This window comes from Kocuria sp. NBRC 114282 (genome assembly GCF_030268385.1).
In the GTDB taxonomy this organism is placed as follows: Bacteria; Actinomycetota; Actinomycetes; order Actinomycetales; family Micrococcaceae; genus Kocuria; species Kocuria palustris.
This window is the reverse complement of sequence record NZ_BSQO01000001.1, coordinates 274,952-287,410: the sequence shown is the minus strand read 5'-3', so window position 1 is coordinate 287,410 and position 12,459 is coordinate 274,952. Positions and strand designations below refer to the sequence as shown.

Genomic DNA, 12,459 nt, shown 5'->3' with positions numbered 1-12,459 from the left:
CGGGGCATGACCATCGACCTGTCCCAGTCCTTCAAGGCCTACGACGTCCGCGGCATCGTGGGCGAGACCATCACCGCCGAGACCGTGCGCGCGACCGGCGCCGCCTTCGTCGACGTCCTCGAGCTGGCCGGAAGGACGGTGCTGGTCGGCGGCGACATGCGCCCGTCCTCGCCCGAGTTCATCGACGCCTTCGCCGAGGGCGCCACCGCTCGCGGCGCGGACGTCGTGAAGATCGGGCTGATCTCGACCGACGAGCTCTACTTCGCCTGCGGCGTGCTCGATGCCGCCGGCGTGACCTTCACCGCCAGCCACAACCCGGCGCAGTACAACGGCATGAAGATGGCTCTGCCGGGGGCTGTGCCCGTGTCCTCCGAGACCGGGCTCTACGAGATCCGCGACCGCGCCCAGTCCTACCTGGCCGACGGCATTCCGCCAGGCGAGACCCGGGGGACGATCTCCGAGCGCGACGTCCTCAAGGACTACTCCGAGTTCCTGCGCGGACTCGTGGACCTGCGCGGGATCCGCCCGCTGAAGGTCGTCGTGGACGCCGGCAACGGCATGGGCGGGCTCACGACCCCGGCCGTGCTGGGCGACACCGTGCTGGAAGGGCTGCCGCTGGAGATCGTGCCGCTGTACTTCGAGCTCGACGGCACCTTCCCCAACCACCCCGCGAATCCCCTCGAGCCCGCGAACCTCGTGGACCTCCAGAAGGCCGTGAGGGAGCACGGGGCGGATATCGGCCTGGCCTTCGATGGCGACGCCGACCGCTGCTTCGTGATCGACGAGAACGGCGGGGCGGTGACCCCGTCGGCGATCGCCGCGATCGTCGCCGAGCGCGAGATCGCCCGGGCGCAGGCCTCCGGCGAGCAGACCCCCGTCGTGATCTACAACCTGATCACCTCCCGCGCCGTCCCCGAGCTGGTGGAGGCGCGGGGCGGGCGCCCGGTGCGCACGCGCGTGGGCCACTCCTTCATCAAGGCCGTGATGGCCCGCGAGTCGGCGGTCTTCGGCGGCGAGCACTCGGCCCACTACTACTTCCGCGACTTCTTCAACGCGGACACCGGCATGCTCGCGGCCATGCACGTGCTGGCCGCCCTGGGCGAGCAGCAGCGTCCGCTCTCCGAGCTCATGGCCAGCTACGACCCCTACACCGCCTCCGGTGAGATCAACTCTGAGATCGAGGACAAGGCGGCAGCGGTCGAGCGCGTCCGCGGGTCGTTCGCGGGCGAGGACGTGGAGGTCGAGGACTCCGACGGCACCACCTTCGCCGCCGCCGACGGGACCTGGTGGTTCAACCTGCGCCCGTCGAACACGGAGCCTTTCCTGCGCCTGAACGTCGAGGCGCACGACCCCGCCGTGATGGAGCAGCTGCGCGATCGCGTGCTGGGCATCGTGCGCGGCTGAGGCCTCGCGCGACAGGATCCGCGGCCCCGTCCTCGCCCCTCCCCGGGCAGCGGCGGGGCCGCTTCGGCGGAGATCCCCTCTACGCGACGTCAGGAGAGGTGAAGGGCAGCCTTGGCCATCTGGATCAGACGACGCAGCCGATCGGCATCCCAGCAGCCCCTCCCCAGGGCTCTGAGCAGCAGGCGGAGGACGCGCAGCCTCGCACGACCCTGCCTCATGCTGCGGAAGCCGAGCGCCCCGGACCCCGCGAGACCGCTGTGCACGCACCGGCTCGAGCCCCCGAGGCGCCTGTCCCCGAGTCCGCGGCACCATCACAACGCCCTTCGGCGCACCAGCCGATCGAGAACCCGTCCTCCGCGACAGCAACCACGCAGGAGAGCACTGACATGTCCCACTGGATGATTCCATCAAGGAGCTGCTGAGCATCGAGGGCGCCAACGGCGCCGCCATCGTCGATGTCTCCAGCGGCATGGCCCTCGCCTCCGGCGGCAACCCGGGCTTCGACCTCGATGTCGCCGCGGCCGGCAACTCCAACGTGGTCCGCGCCAAGCTGCGCACCATGCAGGAGATCGACATCGACGCCGAGATCGAGGACATCATGATCACGCTGTCGAACCAGTACCACCTGATCCGGGCCCTGAACTCCCGGGACGCCGCTGGCGGGCGGCTGACCGGTCGGACTCAGGCCGAGGTGGCGGCGCGGCGGCCCGAGCCGGAGGGCTCCGATTCGCCGATGGCGGCGGACATGAGGGCGTCCTCGGTGGCCTCGGAGTTCTCCTGCTGGAAGACCAGGCGGCCGTCGCGCATCACGAGGATGGGGTGGCACCACTGGACGAGCTCCGACATCTCGGAGGACACGAGCAGCACCGCGGTGCCGCGGCTGGTCAGCGCGGTGAGCATCTCGCTCGGCCTCGCCGGGACGCTGCGGCTCGGAGAGGCGGCGCTCGAACATCGAGTAGACGACGTCGCCGGTGCTGGCTTCGCGCGACGAGTGCCCGCGCACGATCCGGCCGTCGCGCATCACCAGGATCCGGTCCACGAGAGAGAGGACCTCGTCCACCCGGTGGGACACGTAGAGGATGCCGCAGCCGCGTTGGGCCGTCATCTCGCGCAGGACGTCGGCCAGGGCCTGCTCCGCGCGCAGGAGGCCGCTCACCGGCACATCCAGGTCGAGGCGGATGCCTGTCTGCTCGAGCACAGCCAGCCCATGCGCCAGCAGGCCGCCTTCGGCGATGCCCTCACCGGCACCGATGAACTCGCGGACGCTCATGCCCGCAGGCGCCTCGAAGCGCTGCTGCACGGCGCCTGACCCCCAGCTCGAGCGCCTCCCGCTCGCTGGAGGGGCGGTAGGGGCGGACGCTGAGGTGCATGGTCCCGCCGTTGGCCCTGGCGGCGCCGGAGGCGATCGAGATCAGCGTGGACTTGCCCGCGCCGCTGCTCCCGATGAGGCCGACGGTCTCGCCCTCGCCCGCCGCGAAGTCGATGCCGCGCAGCACCCGGCGGTGCCCATGGGTCTTGGTCAGTCCCTCGATGCGGAGGCGCTCTGCCTTGGATCTCTCGGTCTCCTCGCGCCTCAGGGGCCCTTGGACGGCCCGCCGAGGATCAGCGGACCGGATGCTCTGCCGCCGGCCCTGGATCACGGGCGACGGTCGACTCCCGACAGGCGCATGGCGCCGCGACGAGTCGACTCTGCGAGGTTCGTCGCGGCGCCATATCTCACCTGAGCGGCGTCGCTTCCAAGGATTCGGCCACCGATGCCCCCACGAGCACTGTCCCCCGGACGGGTGGCATCTCGATGAGGGTGGGCCGATCAGCGGGCGTCCGAGAGCCGGGCGCGCAGCCCCTCCGACTGCTCGATCAGCACCTCGGGCACACGGCCCAGGCGCTCGAACCATGCGTCGATGCTGGGCAGCTCGGCCTCCCACTCGTGGACGTCGACCTCCAGAGCGCGGTCGATGGCGGCCGGATCGTAGTCGAGGCCCTCGAGATCCAGGTCATCACGAGTGGGGACGATTCCCACCGGGGTCTCCTGGCCCTCGGCGCGTCCGTCGATGCGCTCGGCGATCCACTTGACCACGCGCGAGTTCTCGCCGAAGCCCGGCCACGCGAAGCCGCCGTCGGGCGTGCGGCGGAACCAGTTCACGTAGAACACCTTGGGCATGTTCTCCTCGCCGTGGCGCTCGCCCACGTTGAGCCAGTGCTGCAGGTACTCGTTCGCGTTGTAGCCGATGAACGGGAGCATGGCCATGGGGTCGCGGCGCACCACGCCCACCGCGCCCTTGGCGGCGGCGGTGGTCTCGGAGGACAGCGTGGCGCCCTGGAAGACGGCGTGCTCCCAGCCGAAGGACTCGGAGACCAGCGGCACGGTGGTCTTGCGGCGCCCGCCGAAGACGATCGCGTCCAGCGGCACGCCCTCGGGATCGTCGTACTCGGGGGCCAGCATGTCGACCTGCTTGATCGGCGTGCAGAACCGCGAGTTCGGGTGCGCTGCGGGGCGGCCGGACTCCGGGGTCCAGTCGTGGCCCTTCCAGTCGGTCAGGTGCTCGGGGACCTCGTCGGTCATGCCCTCCCACCAGACGCCGCCGTCGTCGGTCAGGGCCACGTTCGTGAAGATCGTGTTGCCCTTGGCGACCGCGCGCATGGCGTTCGGGTTGGTGGACCAGCCGGTTCCGGGAGCCACGCCGAAGAGGCCTGCCTCGGGGTTGATCACGCGCGCCTGGTCGTCCTTGAAGCTGATCCAGGCGATGTCGTCGCCGACCATCTCCGCCTTCCAGCCCGGGATCGTGGGCTCGAGCATGGCGAAGTTCGTCTTGCCGCAGGCCGACGGGAACGCGGCCGAGATGAACTTGGTGTTCTGCTGCGGGTCGGTGATCTTGAGGATCAGCATGTGCTCGGCGAGCCAGCCGTGGTCGTGGGCAATGGCCGAGGCGATGCGCAGGGCGTAGCACTTCTTGCCCAGCAGAGCGTTGCCGCCGTAGCCGGAGCCGAAGGACCAGATGGCGCGGTCCTCGGGGAAGTGGACGATGTACTTGTCCGGATTGCAGGGCCAGGCCACATCCTCCTGACCCTCGGCCAGCGGCGCACCCAGCGAGTGCAGGCACTCGACGAACCCGGAGCCCGTCTCCTCCATGCGGCGCAGGACGTCGTCGCCGATGGTCGCCATGATGCGCATGGAGCACACCACGTAGGCGGAGTCGGTGATCTCGACGCCGAACATGGGCTGCTTCGCATCGAGGTGGCCCATGACGAACGGGATGACGTAGAGGGTGCGGCCCTTCATGGAGCCGGCGAAGCGACCGCGCAGGGTCTCCTTCATCTCCAAGGGGTCGCGCCAGTTGTTCGTGGGTCCGGCCCCGGACTCGGACTTGGTGCAGATGAAGGTCCGCTCCTCCACGCGGGCGACGTCGTCCGGGTCGGAGAAGGCGGCGAAGGAGTTGGGGAACTGGGACTCGTCCAGGCGCACGAGAGTGCCGTGATCGACCATCTCGTCCGTGAGCTGCTTCCACTCCTGCTCCGAGCCGTCGGCCCAGTGGATGCGATCAGGGGTGGTGAGCTCGGCGATCTCGCGGACCCACGAGATCAGGCCCTCGTGGGTGGTGGGCGGCGAATCCAGGGCGGCCCGGGTCTCGGCCGTCAGTCCGGCGGTGTTGTCGGTGGGCTGCTGAGCCATGGACGTGTCTCCTCGTTGAGGCCGGTGCTGCGCGCACTGCCCCCGGGGATCTCATCGTCGAGATGCGCGAGCGCCGTCATTGGCGTCCGCGCGGAAGCAGCCGCTTGCGGGTGTGATCCCAGTCTACGCAACGCACTGCACGACGCGCCGTGTGATAGATCACCGCCGCCTTGCCGCCTCGACCGGCGCGGCATATGCTCGAGCGCCGGTAGCTAAGCCTTACCTTAACTGGACGAGGTCAGCGCCCTGCCGCCGTCGATGCGGCGCTGAACGGGCGGTCGGATTCGCCCTTTCCGCCTTCCACACCACAGGAGCTCCACGTGTCCGATTCGAATCTCTCCGCGCTCTCCCGCCTCAGCTTCAGCCGGCGCTCGGCACTCGCCGGCCTGACCGGCCTCGGCGCCGTCGCCCTCGCCGGCTGCCAGACCGGCGACGGTGGCTCCTCGGACGACTCCTCGTCCGGCGGCTCCGACGAGCGCGGCGAGTTCCCCCGCACCATCAAGCACGCCTTCGGCGAGACCGAGATCGAGTCGGCCCCCGAGCGCGTGGCCACCGTGTCCTGGGCCAACCAGGATGCCGCGCTGGCGCTGGGCGTGGTCCCGGTCGGCATGCCGACCATCGACTTCGGCGGCAACGAGAACGGCTCGACCGACTGGTTCGACGACAAGCTCGAGGAGGTCGGCGGCGAGGCTCCCGAGCAGTACTCCGAGACCGACGGCATCGACTTCGACGCCATCGCGGCGCTGAACCCGGATGTCATCCTCGGCGTCTACTCCGGGCTGACGCAGGAGGACTACGACAAGCTCTCGGAGATCGCCCCCACGGTGGCCTACCCGGAGGGCACCCAGCCCTTCGGCACCTCCTGGCAGGACACCACCCGCGGCGTGGGCGAGGCCCTGGGCCTGGACGATCAGGCCGACGACCTCGTCTCGGACCTCGAGGGGCAGCTGGCCGACGCCGTCGAGGCCAACTCGGTGCTCTCGGGCAAGACCTTCATCTACGGCACCGTCGATCCGGAGGCCGAGGACGAGATCTCGATCTACACCTCGATCGACAACCGCCCCCGCTTCCTGTCCTCGCTCGAGATGGAGCAGGCGCCCGTCGTCGCCGAGGAGGAGGGCGAGGACCCGGAGTCGTTCTTCATCACCTGGTCGCCGGAGCGCGCCGATGAGCTGGACTCCGACATCCTGATCTCGTGGGCCATGTCCGAGGACGTGCGTCAGGCCATCGAGTCCGATGACCTGCTCAACAAGATCCCGGCCGTCGCCGACGGCAAGCTCATGCTGCAGGTCGACGCGCAGGAGACGCTGTCCGTCTCGGCGATCTCCCCGCTGAGCCTCCCCTGGGCCCTGGAGACCGTCCTGCCCCAGATCGTCGCCACCCTCGAGGGCGGCAGCGCGGACGCAGAGGCATCCCCGAGCGCATGAGCCATGCCGGCACGAGCCCCCGGGTCGCCGGGGCGGCTCCCTGGACCGCGCTGGTCGCGGCCCTCGTCCTCGTGGCGGGGGCCGGGCTGGCCTCCCTGTTCCTGGGCAGCCGCTCCGTCGACCCGGCGGTCGTGTCGGAGGTCCTCCTGCGCATTCCGGGAATGGTCATGGACCAGGACTCCGGTGCGACCGCGGACATCGAGACCGCCGTCGTCCTGAGCCGGGTCCCGCGGACGCTGACCGCGATCCTCGTCGGAGCGGCGCTGGCCGTCGCCGGCGCCGGGCTGCAGGGCGTGAGCCGCAACCCGCTGGGCGACCCCGGCCTCCTGGGCCTGAACGCCGGCGCCTCGGCGGGCATCGTGATCGGCCTCGGCTGGTTCGGCGCCGCCACCAGCTGGGAGATGGGCGCCGCCTCCCTGGCGGGCACCCTCGTCGCCGCCGCGCTCGTCTTCGGACTGAGCCAGATCGGCGGCACGTCCCCCACACCGGTGGGCCTGACCCTGTCCGGGGCCGCCGTGAACGCCGGATTCATCGCGCTGACCTCAGCGATCGTCCTGACGCACTCGGACATCCTCGACCGCTTCCGCTACTGGAACATCGGCTCCGTCTCGCGCGCCGATGCCGCCGACCTCTCCGCTGCGCTGCCGCTGATCGCGGTGGGCCTGGCCCTGGTGATCTTCGGCTCCTCCGGGCTCAACGCCATGGCGCTGGGCGACGACCTCGCCCACGGGCTCGGCGTGGACCTGCGCCTGCAGCGCCTGATCGTCTTCCTCGGCGTCGTCCTCCTGGCTGGATCCGCCACCGCAGCCGCCGGCCCCATCTCCTTCGTGGGCCTGCTGATCCCGCATGCGATCCGCCGTCTGGTGGGCGGGGACTACCGCTGGATCGTGGTCCTGTCCCTGCTGCTGGGCCCTGCGCTGCTGCTGCTGGCCGATGTCGTCGGCCGCGTCATCGCACCGCCCCAGGAGGTCTACGTGGGCATCATGACCGTCGTCCTGGGCGTGCCCGTCCTGCTGGTGCTGCTGCGCCGCGGCAAGGGGGTGTCGCTGTGAACGCCTCGGAGATCACCGCTATGCGCCGCCGCGAGTCCCGCCGCACGGGCCGCCTGATCGCGATCATGTACCTCGCGGTGCTCATCATGCTGGCCGTGCGCGTGCTGCTCGGCGGCTACACCGTCACCATCCCGGACTTCTTCCGGATCCTGGGCGGTGAGCGCATCCCCGGCGCCACGTTCATCGTGATGCAGGACAAGCTGCCGCGGGCCCTGCTGGGCGCCGGCGTGGGCATCTGCTTCGGCTTCGCCGGAGCACTGTTCCGCCGCGTGCTGCGCAATCCCCTGGCCAGCCCGGACATCCTCGGCATCTCGCAGGGCGCTGCCGCCGGTGCCGTGATGGGCATGGCGTTCCTGGGCATGCGCGGAGCCAGCATGATCGTGACCGCGCTTCTCGGCGCGTTCGCCGCCGCCGCGCTGATCGCCCTCGTGTCGACCTCTCTGGGCGGTCGCGGAGGCGGCGGGGCCGTGGGCATCGTGGGCGAGCGATTCCTGCTCGCGGGCATCGGCATCGCCGCTCTGGGCGGGGCGGTCGTCTCGTTCGTGATGGCGCGGCTGTCGCTGCAGAGTGCGCAGGACGCCGCCACCTGGACCACGGGCTCGCTGAACCTCGCGACCTGGGACCGCATCCTCGTCGTGGCCATCGTGCTCGCGGTCGGCATCCCGGCCGCGCTGGCCCTCCACCGCGCCATGGAGCCCGCGGAGCTGGGCAGCGAGCTGGCCTCGGCCCTCGGCGCCCGCCCGGCCCTCACGAGCGCCGCCGCACTCGGACTGGGAGTCCTGCTCGCCGCCGTCGCCACCGCGACCAGCGGCCCGCTGGCCTTCGTGGCCCTGCTGTCCACCCCGATCGCCGCGGCCCTGCATCGCGGGCGGGTCTCGCTGCTCGTCAGCGGGGCCGTCGGCGCGCTGATCGTGGTCGCAGCGGACATGATCGGCGCCGAGGCCTTCGGCGACGCCCGGCTCCCCGCCGGTGTCATCACGGGCGCCGTGGGCGCCCCCGTCATGCTGTGGCTGCTGGTCCAGCAGAGGAGAGGAGCGCGCTCATGAGCGAACCGGTCTTCGACATCCGCGGGCTCAGCCTGGCCTACGGCCAGCGCGTGGCCGTGCAGGACGTGGATCTGCAGATCCGCCCGCACGAGACCACGGTGCTGATCGGCTCGAACGGCTGCGGCAAGTCCACCCTGCTCAAGGGGCTGTCCCGTCAGCTGGCCCCCAGCTCCGGGACGATCTCCTTCCAGGGCACCGAGCTCTCCCAGGTCCGCTCCAAGGGCTACGCCCGCGATGTGGCACTGCTGCCGCAGACGCCCGTGGTGCCCGAGGGCCTGACCGTGGCCGAGCTGGTGGCCCGCGGCCGCCATCCCCACCGGCAGTGGTGGGGCTCCCCGGCAGCCGGCGACGACGAGGCCGTGGCCCGGGCCCTGTCCATGCTCAGCCTGCAGGACTTCGCCGACCGCCGGGTGGACGAGCTGTCGGGAGGTCAGCGCCAGCGCGCCTGGATCGCACTGGTGCTGGCGCAGGACACTCCCGTGGTGCTGCTCGATGAGCCGACCGCCAACCTCGACCTGTCCCATCAGGTCGATCTGCTGGATCTGCTGCACGGCCTGCGCCGACCGGACGGCACCCGCACCACCGTGATCGCCGTGCTGCACGAGCTGAACCTGGCCGCGCGCGTGGCCGACCGCGTCATCGCCATGGCCGGCGGACGGATCGTGGCCGCGGGGACGCCGGAGGAGGTCTTCACCCAGCAGCGGCTGCACGACGTCTTCGGCCTGCATGCCGATGTCATGCCCGATCCTGTGGAGGGCCATCCCGTGATCCTGCCGCGGGCCCAGGTCGTCGTCTGATCGGCCCGCCCGGCACCCGTTCGCACCGCACACCGCCCCAGGAGGCCCCATGACCCGCACGTCCGCACGAGGCCCCCAGACCATCTCCGCGCTGGTGTCCGTGACCTCGGTGGAGGACCTCTCCCCGACCTTCCGCCGCGTCCGGATGGCCGGAGCGGACCTGCTCGGCGCCTCGCCTGCGCTGATCGGCGAGGGTCCCGAGATCACCTGCGCCGATGCCTACCTCAAGCTGCTGATCCCGCCGCCCGGGCGCGAGGCCGAGCACCCCGACCTGAGCCAGGGCCTCCCCGAGTGGTTCGCCCTTCCCGCCGAGCAGCGCGGCTGGCTGCGCACGTACACCGCGCGCAGCTGCCGCTGGATCGACCTGGACGGACAGCGGGTGCCCGAGATCGCGATCGACGTGGCCCTCCATGATCACGACGCCGGCCCCGGTGGCCTGTGGTTCTCGCGCGCCTCGATCGGCTCCACGGCGTGCCTGCTGGTCCCCGGTCCCGAGGAGCCGCTGTGGAGCTCCTGGGCCCCGGGGCAGGCCGAGCGGGTCATCGCGGTCGGTGACGAGACCGCCGCGCCGGCGTTGCTGTCGATCGCCGAGCAGCTCCACCGCGACCGTCCCGACCTGCGCGCCGACGTGATCATCGAGGTCCCGGACGACCACGACGCCTCCTCCTACCCCGACAGGTCCCTCCCCCGCACCCCGCCCGATGGACAGCACGGACTGAGCCTGCACATGCTGACGCGCGATCCCGAGACACGGCTCAGGGAGCCCGGCGCCCGCGCCCTGGGCGAGCTGCTGGGGCTCGAGACGAGCATCGTCGACGAGGCCCTGGCCGGGCAGCGCCCGAGCCGGTCGCAGCACGCCGAGACGCCCGAGCCGGCCGAGCGCGAGTGGTCCCTGGCCGAGGCCTCCTCCGAGGGCACCTATGTGTTCCTGGCGGGGGAGGCTGCCAGCATCAAGGCCTGGCGCCGCATGTGCGTGGACGGCGCCGGGATCGACCGCTCCGCCCTGTCCTTCATGGGCTACTGGCGGCAGGGCCGCGCCGAGTCCTGAGAGCCGCTGCCGATTTGCGCGCGAGCGCAGCGGGCGAGTACAGTCTTACTTCGTTCGCAGGACGGGAGACCGTCCAGCAGGACACGGCTCGCAAGGGCCGGGCGCCACTAGCTCAACGGATAGAGCATCTGACTACGGATCAGAAGGTTGGGGGTTCGAATCCCTCGTGGCGCACTTCACGAGACAGAGGCCCCGCCAGGCAGCACGCCCGGCGGGGCCTTTTCGCATCCCGACCCGCCCGTCGCTGCGCCCTCCCCGCCGAGGGGAGGCGTCCGACGGCTTCTAGGCCTCGAAACGCGTCGGATGCCTCCCCTCGGTGCGCGACGCTCAGTAGCGGGGCTGCGCGGGAGCGGGTATGCCGTTGAGGGCTGCCACGTCCTCGTCGTCGAACTCGATCTCGGCGGCGCGCGCGTTCTCGGCCAGGTGCTCCAGGTTCGTGGTGCCCGGAATGGTGATGACCGAGCCTCCCTGCCGCTCGGGCAGCAGCGACCAGGCGATCGACACCGCGGCCTTCGAGACGCCGTGCTTGCGGGCGATCTCCTCGAGCACCGGCAGGATCAGCTGATCGTTGGCGGCGCGCGCCTCCGGCGTGAACCGGGAGTTGCGGGCGCGGAAGTCGTTGTCCGAGAACGTCCTGCCGGTCAGCGCACCGGAGAAGTAGCCGCGCCCCACCGGCGAGAACGGCACGAAGGCGGCGTCGTGGTCGCGGCACCAGGAGATGACATCCCCGGCGGGATCGCCGTCGGAGACGACTCCGGAGCCGTCCGGGTCGCGGGTCCACAGCGAGTACTCGGACTGCACGGCGGCCACCGGATGGATCGGCTGGGCTCGCTCGAGCTGCTCGACGGTCACCTCCGACATCCCGATCGAGCGCACCTTGCCGGCCTGGACCATCTCGGCCATCGCGCCCCACGTGTCCTCGAGAGGGACCTCCGGGTCCAGGCGGTGGACGTAGTACAGGTCGAGGACGTCGGTGCGCAGACGTCGCAGGCTGTCGTCGATCGCCTGGCGGAGGTAGTCCGGGCGCCCGCAGCGTCCGGTCCTGGGCGGCTCCAGCTGCTCGGCGAGCAGCACGGCCTTGGAGCACAGGAAGATCTCATCCCGCCGGTCGTGCAGCGCGGCCCCCACGATCTCCTCGTTGGCGCCGCCGCCGTAGAGCGTGGCCGTGTCGATGAAGTCCATGCCGCCGTCCACGGCAGCGCGCAGGGCGTCCCTCTTGGCCGCCTCGGACAGCTCCTGCCGGTCATAGGCCCAGCTCAGGCCCATGGCGCCGAAGCCCACGACCCCCACCTGATCGCCGGTCGCGGGGAAGCTCACCTGTCGCATGCTCATCCTCTTTCTCACCCGTGCAGGAAGCGGCGCCGTCGTCGTGCGCCGCTGCTCGAAGACCCACGCTACGTCCCCGACGACCGAGCCGCCGCTGCAGCGCAGCGGCGGCTCCTACAGTGGGCCCATGAGCGGCGACGAGATCTGGACCATCGGGCACTGGGTCTGCGAGCAGGGGGTCTTCCTGGAGGCACTGGACAGCGCAGGCATCGGCGCGATCGCAGATGTGAGGGCGCAGCCCGGCTCGCGGCGCAGCCCGCAGTTCAGCAGGGACGCGATGCCCGAGTGGCTGGGCGAGGCGGGCATCGAGTACCACCACCTCCAGGACCTGACCGGTCGGCGGCGCAAGCAGCCCGAGATCCCTCAGGAGCTCAATGCCGGCTGGCAGAACCGCAGCTTCAAGAACTACGCGGACTACACGCTCACCGACGACTACGAGGACGGCATCGCCCAGCTCGTGCAGGTCGCGCGCAGGCTCCCCACGGCGATCATGTGCGCAGAGCCGATGCCGTGGCGCTGCCATCGGACCCTGATCGCCAACACGCTCACCGCCCGGGGCTGGACCGTGCGCCATCTGTCCACCACGGCCGGGCCGCGGCTGCACGAGCTGGGGATGTGGGGCGCGCACGCGGAGGTCTCCGACGACGGCGTGGTCACCTACCCGCCGAGCGCCGAGGACTGCGACTGAG

Annotated in this window: 11 protein-coding genes and 1 tRNA gene; 9 read left to right on the top strand and 3 right to left on the bottom strand. The window is 71.0% G+C overall.

Annotated features, from left to right (window positions below; translation table 11 throughout):
- Positions 1 to 6 precede the first annotated feature (6 nt).
- Both QSJ40_RS01320 and QSJ40_RS01315 read left to right on the top strand, forming a co-directional pair.
- Entirely contained in the window at positions 7 to 1,404 is a 1,398-nt protein-coding gene (locus QSJ40_RS01320) for a phosphomannomutase/phosphoglucomutase (RefSeq protein ID WP_024289745.1), read from the top strand.
- 469 nt (positions 1,405 to 1,873) lie between these two features.
- On the top strand, positions 1,874 to 2,713 hold the full coding sequence (locus QSJ40_RS01315) for a hypothetical protein (RefSeq protein WP_235044718.1): 840 nt from the start codon (positions 1,874 to 1,876) through the stop codon (positions 2,711 to 2,713).
- Here QSJ40_RS01315 and QSJ40_RS12750 read toward each other — a convergent pair.
- On the bottom strand, positions 2,643 to 3,299 hold the full coding sequence (locus QSJ40_RS12750; RefSeq protein WP_352155837.1) for an ATP-binding cassette domain-containing protein: 657 nt from the start codon (positions 3,297 to 3,299) through the stop codon (positions 2,643 to 2,645). The genes QSJ40_RS01315 and QSJ40_RS12750 overlap by 71 nt on opposite strands.
- Positions 3,215 to 5,074 carry a phosphoenolpyruvate carboxykinase (GTP) gene (locus tag QSJ40_RS01310; RefSeq protein ID WP_024289741.1) on the bottom strand — a complete coding sequence of 620 codons (1,860 nt, stop codon included), beginning with the start codon at positions 5,072 to 5,074 and terminating at the stop codon, positions 3,215 to 3,217. The genes QSJ40_RS12750 and QSJ40_RS01310 overlap by 85 nt, the downstream gene beginning before the upstream one ends.
- Positions 5,075 to 5,394: 320 nt before the next feature.
- Between QSJ40_RS01310 and QSJ40_RS01305 the strand changes: the two genes are divergently transcribed.
- From QSJ40_RS01305 to QSJ40_RS01280, 6 genes are all read left to right on the top strand, one after another.
- Positions 5,395 to 6,501 (top strand): iron-siderophore ABC transporter substrate-binding protein, encoded by a 1,107-nt coding sequence (locus tag QSJ40_RS01305; protein WP_061712125.1) that lies wholly within the window; start codon positions 5,395 to 5,397, stop codon positions 6,499 to 6,501.
- The gene (locus tag QSJ40_RS01300) at positions 6,498 to 7,553 is read left to right on the top strand and encodes a FecCD family ABC transporter permease (RefSeq protein ID WP_006213927.1); all 1,056 of its coding nucleotides are present in this window, start codon (positions 6,498 to 6,500) and stop codon (positions 7,551 to 7,553) included. Before QSJ40_RS01305 ends, QSJ40_RS01300 begins: the two co-directional genes overlap by 4 nt.
- A complete protein-coding gene (locus QSJ40_RS01295) occupies positions 7,550 to 8,599 on the top strand; it encodes a FecCD family ABC transporter permease (protein ID WP_024289738.1) in 1,050 nt (349 codons plus the stop codon). The genes QSJ40_RS01300 and QSJ40_RS01295 overlap by 4 nt, the downstream gene beginning before the upstream one ends.
- Positions 8,596 to 9,396, top strand: a complete 801-nt coding sequence (locus tag QSJ40_RS01290) for an ABC transporter ATP-binding protein (RefSeq protein ID WP_006213929.1) — start codon at positions 8,596 to 8,598, stop codon at positions 9,394 to 9,396. Before QSJ40_RS01295 ends, QSJ40_RS01290 begins: the two co-directional genes overlap by 4 nt.
- 49 nt (positions 9,397 to 9,445) lie before the next feature.
- Positions 9,446 to 10,444, top strand: a complete 999-nt coding sequence (locus tag QSJ40_RS01285; protein WP_006213930.1) for a siderophore-interacting protein — start codon at positions 9,446 to 9,448, stop codon at positions 10,442 to 10,444.
- A 101-nt stretch (positions 10,445 to 10,545) separates the two neighbouring features.
- Positions 10,546 to 10,618: transfer RNA gene (locus QSJ40_RS01280), tRNA-Arg, on the top strand.
- Between the two features lie 153 nt (positions 10,619 to 10,771).
- Here QSJ40_RS01280 and QSJ40_RS01275 read toward each other — a convergent pair.
- Entirely contained in the window at positions 10,772 to 11,770 is a 999-nt protein-coding gene (locus tag QSJ40_RS01275; RefSeq protein WP_006213931.1) for an aldo/keto reductase, read from the bottom strand.
- 127 nt (positions 11,771 to 11,897) lie between these two features.
- Here QSJ40_RS01275 and QSJ40_RS01270 point away from each other — a divergent pair, with 127 nt between their 5' ends.
- Positions 11,898 to 12,458: a DUF488 domain-containing protein gene (locus QSJ40_RS01270; protein WP_040560502.1), complete on the top strand. Its 561-nt coding sequence runs from the start codon at positions 11,898 to 11,900 to the stop codon at positions 12,456 to 12,458.
- The last annotated feature ends 1 nt before the right edge of the window (position 12,459 follow it).